The 17,574-nt window shown below is 67.0% G+C and carries 12 protein-coding genes; all 12 read left to right on the top strand.

The window, feature by feature from the left end:
* Positions 1–22 precede the first annotated feature (22 nt).
* The 12 genes from rplA to panD all read left to right on the top strand — a co-directional run bounded on the left by rplA (position 23) and on the right by panD (position 17,483).
* Positions 23–745 (top strand): 50S ribosomal protein L1, encoded by a 723-nt coding sequence (gene rplA / locus A6A06_RS39840; protein WP_073769011.1) that lies wholly within the window; start codon positions 23–25, stop codon positions 743–745.
* 182 nt (positions 746–927) lie between these two features.
* Entirely contained in the window at positions 928–1,794 is an 867-nt protein-coding gene (locus A6A06_RS39835) for a hypothetical protein (protein ID WP_079194664.1), read from the top strand.
* A 306-nt stretch (positions 1,795–2,100) separates the two neighbouring features.
* Positions 2,101–2,652: a 50S ribosomal protein L10 gene (gene rplJ, locus A6A06_RS39830; RefSeq protein ID WP_073769007.1), complete on the top strand. Its 552-nt coding sequence runs from the start codon at positions 2,101–2,103 to the stop codon at positions 2,650–2,652.
* 87 nt (positions 2,653–2,739) lie between these two features.
* Positions 2,740–3,123, top strand: coding sequence for a 50S ribosomal protein L7/L12 (gene rplL, locus A6A06_RS39825; RefSeq protein WP_073769005.1), 384 nt, complete (start codon positions 2,740–2,742; stop codon positions 3,121–3,123).
* A gap of 606 nt (positions 3,124–3,729) precedes the next feature.
* Positions 3,730–7,212 (top strand): DNA-directed RNA polymerase subunit beta, encoded by a 3,483-nt coding sequence (rpoB, locus tag A6A06_RS39815; protein ID WP_073769003.1) that lies wholly within the window; start codon positions 3,730–3,732, stop codon positions 7,210–7,212.
* Positions 7,213–7,338: 126 nt separating this feature from the next.
* Positions 7,339–11,238 (top strand): DNA-directed RNA polymerase subunit beta', encoded by a 3,900-nt coding sequence (locus tag A6A06_RS39810; RefSeq protein WP_073769001.1) that lies wholly within the window; start codon positions 7,339–7,341, stop codon positions 11,236–11,238.
* A gap of 331 nt (positions 11,239–11,569) precedes the next feature.
* Positions 11,570–12,046 carry a DUF1707 and DUF4190 domain-containing protein gene (locus A6A06_RS39805; protein ID WP_073768999.1) on the top strand — a complete coding sequence of 159 codons (477 nt, stop codon included), beginning with the start codon at positions 11,570–11,572 and terminating at the stop codon, positions 12,044–12,046.
* 454 nt (positions 12,047–12,500) lie between these two features.
* Positions 12,501–12,872: a 30S ribosomal protein S12 gene (gene rpsL / locus A6A06_RS39800; RefSeq protein ID WP_003948652.1), complete on the top strand. Its 372-nt coding sequence runs from the start codon at positions 12,501–12,503 to the stop codon at positions 12,870–12,872.
* 2 nt (positions 12,873–12,874) lie between these two features.
* Positions 12,875–13,345 carry a 30S ribosomal protein S7 gene (rpsG, locus tag A6A06_RS39795; RefSeq protein WP_030017001.1) on the top strand — a complete coding sequence of 157 codons (471 nt, stop codon included), beginning with the start codon at positions 12,875–12,877 and terminating at the stop codon, positions 13,343–13,345.
* A 39-nt stretch (positions 13,346–13,384) separates the two neighbouring features.
* Positions 13,385–15,505, top strand: a complete 2,121-nt coding sequence (fusA, locus tag A6A06_RS39790) for an elongation factor G (RefSeq protein ID WP_073768997.1) — start codon at positions 13,385–13,387, stop codon at positions 15,503–15,505.
* Between the two features lie 155 nt (positions 15,506–15,660).
* Entirely contained in the window at positions 15,661–16,854 is a 1,194-nt protein-coding gene (gene tuf / locus A6A06_RS39785) for an elongation factor Tu (RefSeq protein WP_073768995.1), read from the top strand.
* Between the two features lie 203 nt (positions 16,855–17,057).
* Complete coding sequence (gene panD, locus A6A06_RS39780; RefSeq protein WP_073768993.1) at positions 17,058–17,483, top strand: aspartate 1-decarboxylase; 426 nt, start codon at positions 17,058–17,060, stop codon at positions 17,481–17,483.
* Positions 17,484–17,574: the final 91 nt, after the last annotated feature.

Here is a 17,574-nt window from a genome sequence, read left to right as displayed (position 1 = left end):
CCGCCACCATTCAGGAGCAGCAGTGAAGCGCAGCAAGAATCTTCGCAACGCGGACGCGAAGATCGACCGGGAGCGTCTGTACGCCCCGCTCGAGGCCGTCCGCCTGGCCAAGGAGACCTCTCCGGCCAAGTTCGACGCGACCGTCGAGATCGCCATGCGCCTGGGTGTCGACCCGCGCAAGGCCGACCAGATGGTCCGCGGCACCGTGAACCTCCCGCACGGCACCGGTAAGACCGCCCGGGTCCTGGTCTTCGCGACCGGCGACCGTGCTGCGGCCGCGGAAGCCGCCGGCGCCGACATCGTCGGCTCCGACGAACTGATCGACGAGGTCTCCAAGGGCCGTCTGGACTTCGACGCCGTCGTCGCCACGCCGGACCTCATGGGCAAGGTCGGCCGCCTCGGCCGCGTGCTCGGTCCCCGTGGTCTGATGCCGAACCCGAAGACCGGCACCGTCACCCCCGATGTCGCCAAGGCTGTCACCGACATCAAGGGCGGCAAGATCGAGTTCCGCGTGGACAAGCACGCGAACCTCCACTTCATCATCGGCAAGGTGTCCTTCGACGACGCCAAGCTGGTGGAGAACTACGCCGCGGCGCTCGAGGAGATCAACCGCCTCAAGCCGTCCGCCGCCAAGGGCCGCTACATCAAGAAGGCCACCATCAGCACCACGATGGGCCCCGGCGTCCCGGTCGACTCCAACCGCACCCGCAACCTCCTCGTCGAGGAGGACGTGCTCGCCGTCTGAGTCTGACGGCAGGCGCGCGCGTACGCGTACGTCGGGCCCCGCACCTCGCCGAGGTGCGGGGCCCGACGCGTTGTCCGGCACAGGGCCGTACGGGGCGGCCCGAGGCCCGGCGCGGGCGCTGTCACCCCTCTGCACTACGCTCACCCGCAGTCGAAAAGCTGATCTACAACGGGGAGAGACACGTGCGTACTGCTCGGATCACCGCGGTCGCGGCCGGAGTCGTCATGATGGCCGGACTGACCGCGTGCGGCGGCAAGGACGGCGGGAACAAGGCGGCCGGCGGCGACGCGGGCGGCAACGGCTCGCCCGCCCAGGCCGCCATGGCCGCCCTGCGGACCGCCTCCGAGAAGACCGGCGCGGAGAAGTCGGCCAAGGTCGAGTCCACGACCAGGTCCGGCGCGGCGGCGCGGACCATGAAGGGCGAGATGGACTGGGCCCAGGGCGTGCGGATGAACGCCGAGATGGCCGCGCAGGGCGGCCTGGGCGGGGGCAAGCCCATGAAGGTGATCACCACGCCGGAGGCGATGTTCCTCAACCTCAACCTCGGCGGCAAGCCCTGGATGAAGTACGACTTCGACGCGCTGGCGAAGCAGAACCCGACCTTCGCGCTGGTCAAGGACCAGATGCAGAACAACAACCCGTCGCGGTCGGTGGGACTGGTCATCGCGTCGGGCAAGGCCAAGAAGGTCGGTACGGAGGACGTGCGCGGCGTCCAGGCGACCCACTACACCGCCACCTTCGACGTGGCCGAGCTGACCCGTATGCAGGCGTCCAAGGACTTCAGCGAGAAGGACATGAAGGCGCTGGAGGAGTCGCTCAAGAAGAGCGGCACCAAGAACGAGACCATCGACCTGTGGATCGGCCCCGACGACCTGCTCGTCAAGAAGACCGAGAAGGCCCAGAACAACATGGGCGGCGCGGAGAGCACGGTCTACTACTCCGACTACGGCACCAAGGTCACCGTTCAGGAGCCCCCGGCCTCGCAGGTCACCGACACCGGCAAGCTCGGCGCCGGCGCCGGTGCCGCAGGCGGCGGGCTGACGGCCTGACGCCGTCCGGCCGCACCGCTCCGGGCCCGGCGCGCCGCCGGGTCCGGAACGGATTTGCCTGCGCCGTGGCCGGTCGCGTACCGTAGCGAAGAAGCCAAAGACCGCTGGTTGTCTCTGTGCGCCTGAATGGCGTACGGGGCCGAAGGATCCGCTAGCTGCGGACGGCCTGCGCAGGTATCGAGGAAGAACTCCCGGAAGAACTCCGTTTCGTCCGGTTGAGCCATGCCCCGTGCGCCTGCGCCGGGGCGTTTGTTTTGCCCAGCCCCTTCTGCGCGGTCCTCATCACCCGGAAGGAGGCCGAGGCTCATGGCGAGGCCCGACAAGGTCGCAGCCGTCGAGGAGATCACGGAGAAGCTCCGTAACTCCAACGCAGCTGTTGTGACCGCGTACACCGGACTGTCCGTCGCGCAGCTCAAGCAGCTGCGCCGTTCGCTCGGTGACAACGCTCAGTACCGTGTGGTGAAGAACACGCTGACCAAGATTGCGGCCAATGAGGCCGGGATCACGCTGGACGAGCACCTCAAGGGCTCGACGGCCGTCGCCTTCGTGACCGGTGACCCGGTCGAGGCGGCAAAGGGTCTTCGTGACTTCGCCAAGGAGAACCCCTCTCTCGTCATCAAGGGCGGTGTCCTTGACGGTAGGGCGCTGTCCGCCGACGAGATCAAGAAGCTTGCGGACCTCGAGTCCCGCGAGGTTCTGCTCGCCAAGCTGGCGGGTGGCATGAAGGCGTCCATGGCCAAGGCCGCGGCGACCTTCCAGGCCCCGCTCACGAAGATGGTCCGCACCGCGGACGCTCTTCGCAGCAAGGTCGAGCAGGGCGGTGCCGGTGAGCCGGCTCCCGCCGAGGCTGCGGAGTAACCACTCCTCAGTCCAGCGGGCATCTGCTCAGCACGCCCGCCGCAATGTACATCCGGCACCAGCCGAATTAGTGGAAGGACCGCCACCATGGCGAAGCTCACCCAGGACGAACTGCTCGCCCAGTTCGAGGAGATGACCCTGCTCGAGCTCTCCGACTTCGTGAAGAAGTTCGAGGAGAAGTTCGACGTCGAGGCTGCCGCCCCGGCCGCCGTCGTTGCCGCTGCCCCGGGTGCCCCGGCCGCCGAGGCCGCCGAGGAGCAGGACGAGTTCGACGTCATCCTCACCGGCGCCGGCGACAAGAAGATCCAGGTCATCAAGGTCGTGCGTGAGCTGACCTCGCTGGGTCTGAAGGAGGCCAAGGACCTCGTCGACGGCACCCCGAAGCCGGTCCTCGAGAAGGTCGCCAAGGACGCCGCCGAGAAGGCCGCCGAGTCCCTCAAGGGCGCCGGCGCCTCCGTCGAGGTCAAGTGACCTTGCGAGTCTGCTGACTCTTCGCAAACCTGAAGGCGATCACCCATGCGGGTGGTCGCCTTCGGGCGTTCGGGCCGCGGCTGCGTCGCCCCGCCCTTCCGTGCGAGTATGGTGATCTTCGTTGCCCGGCCCGTGCACCCCGTGACGATCTTCCAGTGGGTGGGGGGCCTTGACGAACCGCACGCAGCGCGCAATTCTCAGGACGCGACGACAGAAGCGATCCGGGTTCGAGGCATGGATCGCCGGCGAAGAGGGAAGCATCGAGGTGCGCCTGTTGGCGCACGGCTTGCGGCAGGCATAAGACGTTGGGCGTTGAGAAGGACAAAGAGGGGTACCTCCGTCACGGAGGGTGCCGCCTCCCGGAGGGAGAAGATCGGTATCACGGTGCTGAACCGGTCTCCGGAAACTCGCTCTGGACATCAGTGTGCCGAGTGGCTACACTGACCCTTTGCGCTGCCTGTTAGCTGCTCCCTGCCCGTCACCAGGGGCATACCCGAGCCCGAGCAATGCCGACTGATCCGCCCTGACCTGGGCCTTTCCTCCGGCTGTGTTCGGTCCGGGACCGGTACGCGCGTAGTGAGTCCGAGCCCTCGGAAGGACCCCCTCTTGGCCGCCTCGCGCAACGCCTCGACTGCCAATACGAACAACGGCGACAGCACCGCCCCGCTGCGCATCTCTTTTGCGAAGATCAAGGAGCCCCTCGGGGTTCCGAACCTCCTTGCGCTGCAGACCGAAAGCTTCGACTGGCTGCTCGGCAATGCCGCATGGAAGGGTCGCGTCGAGGCTGCGCTGGACAGTGGTCAGGACGTCCCCACCAAGTCCGGTCTGGAGGAGATCTTCGAAGAGATCTCCCCGATCGAGGACTTCTCCGGGTCGATGTCGCTGACGTTCCGCGACCACCGATTCGAGCCCCCGAAGAACTCCATCGACGAGTGCAAGGAGCGCGACTTCACGTACGCGGCTCCGCTCTTCGTCACCGCCGAGTTCACCAACAACGAGACCGGCGAGATCAAGTCCCAGACGGTCTTCATGGGCGACTTCCCGCTCATGACCAACAAGGGCACCTTCTGCATCAACGGCACCGAGCGTGTCGTCGTCTCGCAGCTGGTCCGCTCGCCGGGCGTCTACTTCGACAGCCAGATCGACAAGACGTCCGACAAGGACATCTTCACGGCCAAGATCATCCCGTCCCGGGGTGCCTGGCTCGAGATGGAGATCGACAAGCGCGACATGGTCGGTGTGCGCATCGACCGCAAGCGCAAGCAGTCCGTGACCGTCCTCCTCAAGGCCCTCGGTTGGACGACCGAGCAGATCCTGGAGGAGTTCGGCGAGTACGAGTCGATGCGCGCCACCCTGGAGAAGGACCACACCCAGGGCCAGGACGACGCACTGCTCGACATCTACCGCAAGCTGCGTCCGGGCGAGCCGCCGACGCGCGAGGCCGCGCAGACGCTGCTGGAGAACCTCTACTTCAACCCGAAGCGCTACGACCTCGCGAAGGTCGGCCGCTACAAGGTCAACAAGAAGCTGGGCGGCGACGAGCCGCTGGACGCCGGTGTGCTGACCACCGATGACGTCATCGCCACCATCAAGTACCTGGTCAAGCTGCACGCCGGCGAGACCGAGACGCTGGGCGAGAACGGCACGGAGATCGTCGTCGAGACCGACGACATCGACCACTTCGGCAACCGCCGCCTGCGCAACGTCGGCGAGCTGATCCAGAACCAGGTCCGTACGGGTCTCGCCCGTATGGAGCGCGTCGTGCGCGAGCGCATGACCACCCAGGACGTCGAGGCGATCACGCCGCAGACCCTGATCAACATCCGGCCGGTCGTCGCCTCCATCAAGGAGTTCTTCGGCACCAGCCAGCTGTCCCAGTTCATGGACCAGACGAACCCGCTGTCGGGCCTGACCCACAAGCGCCGTCTGTCCGCGCTGGGCCCCGGTGGTCTGTCCCGTGAGCGGGCCGGCCTGGACGTCCGTGACGTGCACCCCTCGCACTACGGCCGCATGTGCCCGATCGAGACCCCCGAAGGCCCGAACATCGGCCTGATCGGTTCGCTCGCCTCGTACGGCCGCGTCAACGTCTTCGGCTTCATCGAGACGCCGTACCGCAAGGTCGTCGAGGGCCGGGTCACCGAGCAGGTCGACTACCTGACCGCCGACGAGGAGGACCGCTTCCTCATCGCGCAGGCCAACGCGCCGCTCACCGAGGAAATGCTGTTCGCAGAAGCGCGCGTCATGTGCCGTCGCCGCGGTGGTGAGGTCGACCTCGCCGCCAGCGAGGACGTGGACTACATGGACGTCTCGCCGCGCCAGATGGTGTCGGCCGCGACCGCCATGATCCCCTTCCTGGAGCACGACGACGCCAACCGCGCGCTCATGGGATCGAACATGATGCGCCAGGCCGTGCCGCTGATCAAGGCGGAGTCGCCGCTGGTCGGCACCGGCATGGAGTACCGCTGCGCGGTCGACGCCGGTGACGTCATCAAGGCCGAGAAGGACGGTGTGGTCCAGGAGGTCTCCGCGGACTACATCACCGTCGCCAACGACGACGGCACGTACACCACGTACCGCGTCGCCAAGTTCACCCGCTCCAACCAGGGCACCTCCTTCAACCAGAAGGTCGTCGTGGACGAGGGCGCGCGCGTCGTCGTGGGCCAGGTGCTCGCCGACGGTCCCTCCACGGAGGAGGGCGAGATGGCGCTGGGCAAGAACCTGCTCGTCGCCTTCATGCCCTGGGAGGGCCACAACTACGAGGACGCGATCATCCTGTCGCAGCGCCTCGTGCAGGACGACGTCCTGTCCTCGATCCACATCGAGGAGCACGAGGTCGACGCCCGGGACACCAAGCTGGGCCCGGAGGAGATCACCCGGGACATCCCGAACGTCTCCGAGGAGGTCCTCTCGGACCTCGACGAGCGCGGCATCATCCGGATCGGTGCCGAGGTCGTCGCCGGCGACATCCTCGTCGGCAAGGTCACGCCCAAGGGCGAGACCGAGCTGACCCCCGAGGAGCGCCTGCTGCGCGCCATCTTCGGTGAGAAGGCCCGTGAGGTCCGTGACACCTCGCTGAAGGTCCCGCACGGCGAGATCGGCAAGGTCATCGGCGTCCGCGTCTTCGACCGTGAAGAGGGCGACGAGCTGCCCCCGGGCGTGAACCAGCTGGTCCGCGTCTACGTGGCGCAGAAGCGCAAGATCACCGACGGTGACAAGCTCGCCGGCCGACACGGCAACAAGGGCGTCATCTCGAAGATCCTGCCGGTCGAGGACATGCCGTTCCTGGAGGACGGCACCCCGGTCGACATCATCCTCAACCCGCTGGGTGTCCCGTCCCGAATGAACCCGGGTCAGGTCCTGGAGATCCACCTCGGCTGGCTCGCCAGCCAGGGCTGGAAGGTCGAGGGCGACGCCGACTGGCAGAAGCGCCTCCAGGCGATCGGCGCCGACGAGGTCGCGCCCCGCACCAACGTCGCGACCCCGGTCTTCGACGGTGCGCGCGAGGACGAGCTCGCTGGTCTGTTCGACTCCACGCTGCCGAACCGCGACGGCGAGCGGATGGTCAAGGACACCGGCAAGGCCCGGATGTTCGACGGCCGTTCCGGTGAGCCGTTCCCGGACCCGATCTCGGTCGGGTACATGTACATCCTGAAGCTCCACCACCTGGTCGACGACAAGCTGCACGCCCGTTCGACCGGTCCGTACTCGATGATCACCCAGCAGCCGCTCGGTGGTAAGGCCCAGTTCGGTGGCCAGCGCTTCGGTGAGATGGAGGTGTGGGCGCTGGAGGCTTACGGCGCCGCGTACGCCCTCCAGGAACTGCTGACCATCAAGTCCGACGACGTGACCGGCCGCGTGAAGGTCTACGAGGCGATCGTCAAGGGCGAGAACATCCCCGAGCCCGGCATTCCCGAGTCCTTCAAGGTGCTCATCAAGGAAATGCAGTCGCTCTGCCTGAACGTGGAGGTGCTGTCCTCGGACGGCATGTCCATCGAGATGCGCGACACGGACGAGGATGTCTTCCGCGCCGCGGAGGAGCTCGGTATCGACCTGTCCCGGCGCGAGCCGAGCAGCGTCGAAGAGGTCTGACGGGCCTGGCCGGGGCTCCTTACCCCCCAAGGAGCCCCGGTCGCCCCGGACCCGTACAGACCATGATGTAGAGCCCATTTTTTCGCTTACGCGAAGGGCACGACCCTGAAAGAGGGATTGACGACAGTGCTCGACGTCAACTTCTTCGACGAGCTGCGGATCGGCCTGGCGACCGCGGACGACATCCGACAGTGGTCCCACGGTGAGGTCAAGAAGCCGGAGACCATCAACTACCGCACCCTCAAGCCGGAAAAGGACGGGCTCTTCTGCGAGAAGATCTTCGGCCCCACCCGGGACTGGGAGTGCTACTGCGGTAAGTACAAGCGTGTCCGCTTCAAGGGCATCATCTGCGAGCGCTGCGGCGTCGAGGTCACTCGCGCCAAGGTGCGCCGTGAGCGGATGGGCCACATCGAGCTGGCCGCCCCTGTCACGCACATCTGGTACTTCAAGGGCGTTCCGTCGCGGCTGGGCTACCTGCTCGACCTCGCCCCGAAGGACCTGGAAAAGGTCATCTACTTCGCCGCCTACATGATCACGTGGGTGGACGAGGAGCGCCGTACGCGCGACCTGCCCTCGCTGGAGGCCCACGTCTCCGTCGAGCGCCAGCAGATCGAGCAGCGCCGCGACGCCGACCTGGAAGCCCGCGCCAAGAAGCTCGAGACCGACCTGGCCGAGCTGGAGGCCGAGGGCGCCAAGGCGGACGTGCGCCGCAAGGTGCGCGAAGGTGCCGAGCGCGAGATGAAGCAGCTGCGCGACCGCGCGCAGCGCGAGATCGACCGCCTCGACGAGGTGTGGAGCCGCTTCAAGAACCTCAAGGTCCAGGACCTGGAGGGCGACGAGCTGCTCTACCGCGAGCTGCGTGACCGCTTCGGCACGTACTTCATGGGCGGCATGGGCGCGGCCGCGCTGCAGAAGCGCCTGGAGTCCTTCGACCTCGACGAAGAGGCCGAGAAGCTCCGCGAGATCATCCGCACCGGCAAGGGCCAGAAGAAGACCCGTGCGCTCAAGCGCCTGAAGGTCGTCTCCGCGTTCCTTCAGACCCGCAACAGCCCCAACGGCATGGTGCTGGACTGCATCCCGGTCATCCCGCCGGACCTGCGTCCGATGGTGCAGCTGGACGGTGGCCGTTTCGCGACCTCCGACCTGAACGACCTGTACCGCCGCGTGATCAACCGCAACAACCGCCTGAAGCGGCTTCTCGACCTCGGCGCGCCCGAGATCATCGTGAACAACGAGAAGCGGATGCTCCAGGAGGCCGTGGACGCCCTCTTCGACAACGGTCGTCGCGGTCGCCCGGTCACCGGTCCCGGCAACCGCCCGCTGAAGTCCCTGAGCGACATGCTCAAGGGCAAGCAGGGCCGTTTCCGTCAGAACCTGCTCGGCAAGCGTGTGGACTACTCCGCGCGTTCCGTGATCGTCGTCGGTCCGCAGCTGAAGCTGCACCAGTGCGGTCTGCCGAAGGCCATGGCGCTGGAGCTCTTCAAGCCGTTCGTGATGAAGCGCCTGGTCGACCTGAACCACGCGCAGAACATCAAGAGCGCCAAGCGGATGGTCGAGCGCGGCCGCACGGTCGTCTACGACGTCCTCGAAGAGGTCATCGCGGAGCACCCGGTTCTGCTGAACCGTGCGCCCACCCTGCACCGCCTCGGCATCCAGGCCTTCGAGCCGCAGCTGGTCGAGGGCAAGGCCATTCAGATTCACCCGCTCGTGTGCACCGCGTTCAACGCGGACTTCGACGGTGACCAGATGGCCGTGCACCTGCCGCTGTCCGCGGAGGCGCAGGCCGAGGCCCGCATCCTGATGCTGTCCTCGAACAACATCCTCAAGCCGGCCGACGGCCGTCCGGTCACCATGCCGACCCAGGACATGGTGCTGGGCCTGTTCTTCCTCACCACCGACGAGGCGGAGCGCAAGGTCATCGGCGAGGGCCGGTCCTTCGGCTCGGTCGCCGAGGCGATCATGGCCTTCGACAACCGGGAGCTCTCGCTCCAGGCGAAGGTCGACATCCGCTTCCCGATCGGCACCGTCCCGCCGCGTGGCTGGACCCCGCCGGTGCAGGAAGAGGGCGAGCCGGAGTGGCAGCAGGGTGACAGCTTCCGGCTGCGTACGACCCTGGGCCGCGCGCTCTTCAACGAGCTGCTGCCCGAGGACTACCCGTTCGTCGACTACTCGGTGGGCAAGAAGCAGCTCTCCGCGATCGTCAACGACCTGGCCGAGCGCTACCCGAAGGTCATCGTGGCGGCGACGCTCGACAACCTGAAGGCGGCCGGTTTCCACTGGGCGACCCGCTCGGGTGTCACCGTCGCGGTCTCGGACATCGTCGTGCCGGAGGCCAAGAAGGCCATCGTCGCGGGCTACGAGGCCCAGGACGAGAAGGTCCAGAAGCAGTACGAGCGCGGTCTGATCACCAAGGACGAGCGCACTCAGGAACTGATCAACATCTGGACCAAGGCGACCAATGAGGTCTCCGAGGCGATGAACGCGAACTTCCCCAAGACGAACCCCATCTTCATGATGGTTGACTCGGGTGCCCGAGGAAACATGATGCAGATGCGGCAGATCGCCGGTATGCGTGGTCTGGTGTCGAACGCGAAGAACGAGACCATCCCGCGACCCATCAAGGCGTCGTTCCGCGAGGGTCTGTCCGTGCTGGAGTACTTCATCTCCACCCACGGTGCCCGTAAGGGTCTCGCGGACACCGCCCTGCGTACCGCCGACTCGGGTTACCTGACCCGTCGTCTCGTGGACGTCTCGCAGGACGTCATCATCCGCGAGGAGGACTGCGGCACCGAGCGCGGTCTGAAGCTGCGGATCGCCAGCAAGGGCGCCGACGGTGTCCTGCGCAAGGCGGACGACGTCGAGTCCTCCGTGTACGCGCGGATGCTGGCCGAGGACGTCGTCGTCGACGGCAAGGTCATCGGCCCCGCCAACGTCGACCTGGGCGATGTCCTCATCGACCAGCTCGTCGCGCACGGCGTCGAGGAGGTCAAGACCCGCTCGGTCCTGACCTGCGAGTCCGCCGTCGGCACCTGCGCCTTCTGCTACGGCCGCTCGCTGGCCACCGGCAAGCTGGTCGACATCGGTGAGGCGGTCGGCATCATCGCCGCCCAGTCCATCGGTGAGCCCGGCACCCAGCTGACGATGCGTACCTTCCACACCGGTGGTGTGGCCGGTGACGACATCACCCTGGGTCTGCCGCGTGTCGTCGAGCTCTTCGAGGCCCGTACGCCCAAGGGTGTCGCCCCGATCTCGGAGGCGGCCGGCCGCGTCCGCATCGAGGAGACCGAGAAGACCAAGAAGGTCGTCGTCACGCCGGACGACGGCAGTGACGAGACGGCCTACGGCGTCTCGAAGCGTGCCCGTCTGCTGGTGGGCGAGGGTGACCACGTCGAGGTCGGCCAGGCGCTGACCGTGGGTGCCGTCAACCCGCACGACGTGCTGCGCATTCTGGGCCAACGTGCCGTCCAGGTTCACCTGGTCGGCGAGGTCCAGAAGGTCTACAACAACCAGGGCGTGGCGATCCACGACAAGCACATCGAGATCATCATCCGGCAGATGCTGCGCCGTGTGACGATCATCGAGTCCGGCGACGCGGAGCTGCTGCCGGGCGAGCTGGTGGAGCGTACGAAGTTCGAGGGCGAGAACCGTCGCGTGGTCCAGGAGGGCGGTCACCCCGCCTCCGGCCGTCCGCAGCTGATGGGTATCACCAAGGCTTCGCTGGCCACCGAGTCCTGGCTGTCGGCGGCGTCCTTCCAGGAGACGACCCGGGTGCTGACCGACGCGGCGATCAACGCCAAGTCGGACTCCCTGATCGGCCTCAAGGAGAACGTCATCATCGGTAAGCTCATCCCGGCCGGTACGGGCCTGTCCCGCTACCGCAACATCCGGGTGGAGCCCACCGAGGAGGCCAAGGCCGCGATGTACTCGGCCGTCGGTTACGACGACATCGACTACTCGCCCTTCGGCACCGGCTCCGGCCAGGCGGTCCCGCTGGAGGACTACGACTACGGTCCGTACAACCAGTAAGGGCCCGGACGGCCTGACGGGCCGTACTGGACACGCACTGTGAGCCGCAGGGCGGCCACCCCCCGGGGTGGCCGCCCTGCGGCGTTTCCGGCCGGGCCGCACCATGGGCCGGTCGCCGGTCCCGCTTGCGGTGGCCGGGACGGTGTGGTGGCGCGCCGCGGATTCGTTGCGGGGGGAACCGTGCGATCTCCTGGCGCGTACTGAATGATGGGGTGTACTGCCTAATGTGGGGGAGGTGCTGAGAGTGGCGTACCAGCCGTGGCAGGGTGGTCAGCCGGCGCCGTGGCAAGGCGGACAGCCGACGCAGGGGTCGTCCGGTCAGGTCCCGGCGATGCGTGCCTCGCACGCCGATCGCGAGCGTGCGGTGGACGTGCTGAAGGCCGGCTTCGCCGAGGGACGGCTTCCGCAGCAGGAGTACGAGCAGCGCATCGGCCATGCCTACCAGGCGCAGACCCATGCCGAGCTGCAGTTGCTGGTGGCGGACCTGCCGCAGGGCCCGGTGCCGCAGTCGCAGTTCGGGCCTCCGCCCGCGGTGCCCCCGGCGTTCATGCCGGTGCGGCCGATGCCGGTGCCCACCAACGGGTCGGCGACCGGCGCGCTGATCTGCGGCGTCCTCACCCCGGTGACGTGGGGGCTGACGTCCATACCGGCGGTCATCCTGGGGCACAAGGCGCGGGCCGAGATCCGCCGCACCGGGGAGCGCGGGGACGGGCAGGCGGTCGCCGGGATGATCCTGGGCTGGCTGGGGATCAGCGGCTGGGTGCTGTTCTTCATCTTCCTGCTGTTGGTGGGGGTAGCGCACGCCTGAGGGCCGTCCGGAGGTACGTCTGAGGTACGCCTGAGAGCCGTCTGGAGCTCCGCAGGCCCGGTCGGTGCCGTACGGTCCGGGGGAGCCCGGGGAGGGGCCAGGGGTCCCGCGCAGCCGCTGTCACAGCCCGCCCGGCGATGGTGGAGCCTTCTTCCGTACGGCCCCTGATCGCACTACGGTGGCCGCAGCGCCGGGGGAGTCCGGCGTGTCCTTCGCGTGTGCATTTGTTTTGACCGCAGCCCATGCGGTAGGTACGCTCTGACCTTGTGCCTGGGGTGTCCTCGGCCTGCCGTGCGTGCACTCGTCCGTACGGAAGCCCGGGTCTCGACACCGCAATCTGCAGCCGTCCTCGTTCCAGCGAGGGGCTCGCAGTATTCGACACACCCGACCGCGTGGGTCGGGAGCTGTTCCAGGTTAGCTTTACCGAGACTGGCACACAGAAACCGGAGAAACGGTGCCTACGATCCAGCAGCTGGTCCGCAAGGGCCGGCAGGACAAGGTCGAGAAGAACAAGACGCCCGCACTGGAGGGTTCGCCCCAGCGCCGCGGCGTCTGCACGCGTGTTTTCACGACCACCCCGAAGAAGCCGAACTCGGCCCTGCGTAAGGTCGCGCGTGTGCGTCTGACCAGCGGGATCGAGGTCACCGCTTACATTCCGGGTGAGGGCCACAACCTGCAGGAGCACTCGATCGTGCTCGTGCGTGGCGGCCGTGTGAAGGACCTGCCGGGTGTTCGGTACAAGATCATCCGCGGCTCCCTCGACACGCAGGGCGTCAAGAACCGCAAGCAGGCTCGCAGCCGCTACGGCGCCAAGAAGGAGAAGTAAGAATGCCTCGTAAGGGCCCCGCCCCGAAGCGCCCGGTCATCATTGACCCGGTCTACAGCTCTCCTCTGGTGACCTCCCTCATCAACAAGGTCCTGCTGAACGGAAAGCGCTCCACCGCCGAGCGCATCGTTTACGGCGCCATGGAGGGTCTGCGTGAGAAGACCGGCAACGACCCGGTCATCACGCTGAAGCGCGCGCTGGAGAACATCAAGCCGACCCTCGAGGTCAAGTCCCGCCGTGTCGGTGGCGCGACCTACCAGGTCCCGGTCGAGGTCAAGCCCGGCCGTGCCGCCACGCTCTCGCTGCGCTGGCTCGTGGGCTACTCCCGCGCCCGTCGCGAGAAGACCATGACCGAGCGCCTCATGAACGAGCTGCTGGACGCCTCCAACGGCCTCGGCGCTTCGGTCAAGAAGCGTGAGGACACCCACAAGATGGCCGAGTCCAACAAGGCCTTCGCGCACTACCGCTGGTAGTCGCTACCCACATCGAGACCGAGAGAAGATTGAGCCACTATGGCCACCACTTCGCTTGACCTGGCCAAGGTCCGCAACATTGGGATCATGGCCCACATCGACGCGGGCAAGACGACCACCACCGAGCGGATCCTGTTCTACACCGGTGTTTCGTACAAGATCGGTGAGGTCCACGACGGCGCTGCCACGATGGACTGGATGGAGCAGGAGCAGGAGCGCGGCATCACGATCACGTCTGCCGCGACGACCTGCCACTGGCCGCTGAACAACGTCGACCACACCATCAACATCATCGACACCCCGGGCCACGTCGACTTCACCGTCGAGGTGGAGCGTTCGCTGCGCGTGCTCGACGGTGCGGTGACGGTGTTCGACGGCGTTGCCGGTGTTGAGCCGCAGTCCGAGACCGTCTGGCGCCAGGCGGACCGCTACGGCGTGCCGCGTATCTGCTTCGTCAACAAGCTCGACCGCACCGGTGCGGAGTTCCACCGCTGCGTCGACATGATCGTGGACCGCCTGGGCGCGACCCCGATCGTGATGCAGCTGCCGATCGGCACCGAGGCGGACTTCAAGGGCGTCATCGACCTCGTCTCCATGAAGGCGCTGGTCTGGTCCGCCGAGGCCGCCAAGGGCGAGATGTACGACACCGTCGACATCCCGGCCACGCACACCGAGGCCGCCGACGAGTGGCGCGGCAAGCTGCTCGAGGCCGTCGCGGAGAACGACGAAGAGATGATGGAGCTGTACCTGGAGGGCCAGGAGCCCACCGTGGACCAGCTGCACGAGGCGATCCGTCGCATCACCATCAACTCGGGCAAGGGCGGCGACACCACCGTCACCCCCGTTTTCTGCGGTACCGCGTTCAAGAACAAGGGCGTGCAGCCCCTGCTCGACGCGGTCGTGCGCTACCTGCCGTCGCCGCTGGACGTCGAGGGCATCGACGGCCACGCCGTGAACGACGCCGAGCAGGTCATCACGCGTCGCCCCTCCGAGGAGGAGCCGCTGGCCGCTCTTGCGTTCAAGATTGCGAGCGACCCCCACCTGGGCAAGCTCACCTTCATCCGGGTGTACTCGGGCCGCCTCGTGGCGGGTACCCAGGTCACCAACTCGGTGAAGGGCAAGAAGGAGCGCATCGGCAAGATCTACCGGATGCACGCGAACAAGCGTGAGGAGATCGAGTCGGTGGGTGCCGGTGACATCGTCGCCGTCATGGGTCTGAAGCAGACCACCACCGGTGAGACCCTCTGCGACCCGTCGAACCAGGTCATCCTGGAGTCGATGGAGTTCCCGGCCCCGGTCATCCAGGTCGCGATCGAGCCCAAGTCCAAGGGCGACCAGGAGAAGCTGGGTGTCGCCATCCAGCGTCTCGCCGAGGAGGACCCGTCCTTCCAGGTCCACACGGACGAGGAGACCGGTCAGACCATCATCGCGGGTATGGGCGAGCTGCACCTCGACGTGCTGGTCGACCGTATGAAGCGCGAGTTCCGGGTCGAGGCCAACGTCGGCAAGCCGCAGGTCGCGTACCGCGAGACGCTGCGTAAGGCCGTCGAGCGCCTGGACTACACGCACAAGAAGCAGACTGGTGGTTCCGGCCAGTTCGCGAAGGTGCAGATCGCGCTTGAGCCGCTTGAGGGCGACGGGTACGAGTTCGAGAACAAGGTCACCGGTGGCCGTATCCCGCGGGAGTACATCCCGTCCGTGGACGCGGGCTGCCAGGAGGCCATGGAGTTCGGCGTGCTCGCCGGCTACCCGCTGACCGGCGTGAAGATCACGCTCCTCGACGGTGCGTTCCACGAGGTCGACTCCTCGGAGATGGCCTTCAAGATCGCCGGCTCGATGGCCTTCAAGGAGGCCGCCCGCAAGGCCAGCCCGGCCCTGCTGGAGCCGATGATGAAGGTCGAGGTGACGACGCCCGAGGACTACATGGGTGACGTCATCGGCGACATCAACTCGCGTCGCGGTCAGATCCAGTCCATGGAGGACCGCCACGGCGCCAAGCTCGTCACGGGCCTGGTTCCGCTCTCGGAGATGTTCGGCTACGTCGGAGACCTCCGCAGCAAGACCTCGGGTCGCGCAAGCTACTCGATGCAGTTCGACTCCTACGCCGAGGTTCCCCGGAACGTCGCCGAGGAGATCATCGCGAAGGCCAAGGGCGAGTAGTACCGGCTCGCACGAGTCGCAAGACGCTTTAGGCTTGACACCGTCTGCCGGGGCCCGTCCCCGCCACCCGCGAGGGGGCCCCGGCGGCCGGCATCCCAGCAAAGATCACCTGGCGCCGATGAGTAAGGCGTACAGAACCACTTCAGGAGGACCCAGTGGCGAAGGCGAAGTTCGAGCGGACTAAGCCGCACGTCAACATCGGCACCATCGGTCACATCGACCACGGTAAGACGACCCTCACGGCCGCCATTACCAAGGTGCTGCACGACGCGTTCCCGGACCTGAACGAGGCCTCGGCCTTCGACATGATCGACAAGGCGCCCGAGGAGCGCCAGCGCGGTATCACCATCTCGATCGCGCACGTCGAGTACCAGACGGAGAACCGTCACTACGCCCACGTTGACTGCCCCGGTCACGCGGACTACATCAAGAACATGATCACCGGTGCCGCCCAGATGGACGGCGCGATCCTCGTGGTCGCGGCGACCGACGGCCCGATGCCGCAGACCAAGGAGCACGTGCTCCTGGCCCGCCAGGTCGGCGTGCCCTACATCGTTGTCGCCCTGAACAAGGCCGACATGGTGGACGACGAGGAGATCCTGGAGCTCGTCGAGCTCGAGGTCCGTGAGCTCCTCTCGGAGTACGAGTTCCCGGGCGACGACGTTCCGGTCGTCAAGGTCTCGGCGCTCAAGGCGCTCGAGGGCGACAAGGAGTGGGGCGACTCCGTCCTCAAGCTCATGGCCGCCGTCGACGAGTCGATCCCGCAGCCCGAGCGTGACGTCGACAAGCCGTTCCTGATGCCGATCGAGGACGTCTTCACGATCACCGGCCGTGGCACCGTTGTCACCGGTCGTATCGAGCGTGGTGTCCTCAAGGTCAACGAGACCGTCGACATCATCGGCATCAAGCAGGACAAGACCACGACCACGGTCACCGGCATCGAGATGTTCCGGAAGCTGCTGGACGAGGGTCAGGCCGGTGAGAACGTCGGTCTGCTGCTCCGCGGCATCAAGCGCGAGGACGTCGAGCGCGGCCAGGTCATCATCAAGCCGGGCTCGGTCACCCCGCACACCGAGTTCGAGGCGCAGGCGTACATCCTGTCGAAGGACGAGGGTGGCCGCCACACCCCGTTCTTCAACAACTACCGCCCGCAGTTCTACTTCCGTACCACCGACGTGACCGGCGTCGTGACCCTCCCCGAGGGCACCGAGATGGTCATGCCGGGTGACAACACCGAGATGTCGGTGTCGCTCATCCAGCCCGTCGCCATGGAAGAGGGCCTGAAGTTCGCCATCCGTGAGGGTGGCCGGACCGTCGGCGCCGGCCAGGTCACCAAGATCGTCAAGTAAGTCCTTGACGGTCGGGGAGACCCGGCAGCTCTTGTGAGCGCTCTGAGGAGCCCCGCACACCTTCGGGTGGGCGGGGCTTCTCGCTGTTCGGGGCCGGTCGCGCTTCCGGTGGCGGGCCCTTCTGCTTCTTCCGCCGGCTGCCTAGCATGTGCGGGTCGGCGCGTACCCCGTCGGGACGCGACCCTTCTGCCGGAAGTCACACCATGCTGCGCACCCTGTTCAAGTCCAAGATCCACCGAGCCACCGTCACCCAGGCGGACCTGCACTACGTCGGCTCGGTGACGGTCGACGCCGACCTCCTGGACGCCGCCGACCTGCTGCCCGGCGAGCTGGTCCACATCGTCGACATCACCAACGGCGCCCGCCTGGAGACGTACATCATCGAGGGCGAACGCGGCTCCGGCGTCCTCGGCATCAACGGCGCCGCCGCGCATCTCGTCCACCCCGGTGACCTGGTCATCCTCATCAGCTACGCCCAGGTGGACGACGCCGAGGCCCGCACGCTGCGCCCCCGCGTCGTCCACGTGGACGCGGCCAACCGCATCGTCGCCGTCGGCGCGGACGCCTCGGAGCCGGTCCCGGGCAGCTCCACCGAACGGAGCCCGCAGGCGGTTGTGCGGGGGGTGTGAGGGGCGGCGGACGGCGCCTGCCCGGGGGCTCTAGTTGAGGGCGTGTGTGTCTCGTGAGCACGGGTTGCAGAGGGTGAGGTGTTCGGAGCGG

It is taken from the genome of Streptomyces sp. CB02923 (assembly GCF_001905005.1).
Classification (GTDB): domain Bacteria; phylum Actinomycetota; class Actinomycetes; order Streptomycetales; family Streptomycetaceae; genus Streptomyces.
Note: the sequence above shows the minus strand (reverse complement) of the source record. Positions and strands in the feature narration are given on the sequence as shown.

What these genes read in the sequence shown, in the direction of transcription:
- rplJ (WP_073769007.1), top strand. Translation starts at nt 2,101, where the DNA reads ATGGCGAGGCCCGACAAGGTCGCAGCCGTCGAGGAGATCACGGAGAAG.
- rpsG (WP_030017001.1), top strand. Translation starts at nt 12,875, where the DNA reads ATGCCTCGTAAGGGCCCCGCCCCGAAGCGCCCGGTCATCATTGACCCG.
- A6A06_RS39805 (WP_073768999.1), top strand. Translation starts at nt 11,570, where the DNA reads ATGCGTGCCTCGCACGCCGATCGCGAGCGTGCGGTGGACGTGCTGAAG.
- panD (WP_073768993.1), top strand. Translation starts at nt 17,058, where the DNA reads ATGCTGCGCACCCTGTTCAAGTCCAAGATCCACCGAGCCACCGTCACC.
- fusA (WP_073768997.1), top strand. Translation starts at nt 13,385, where the DNA reads ATGGCCACCACTTCGCTTGACCTGGCCAAGGTCCGCAACATTGGGATC.
- rplL (WP_073769005.1), top strand. Translation starts at nt 2,740, where the DNA reads ATGGCGAAGCTCACCCAGGACGAACTGCTCGCCCAGTTCGAGGAGATG.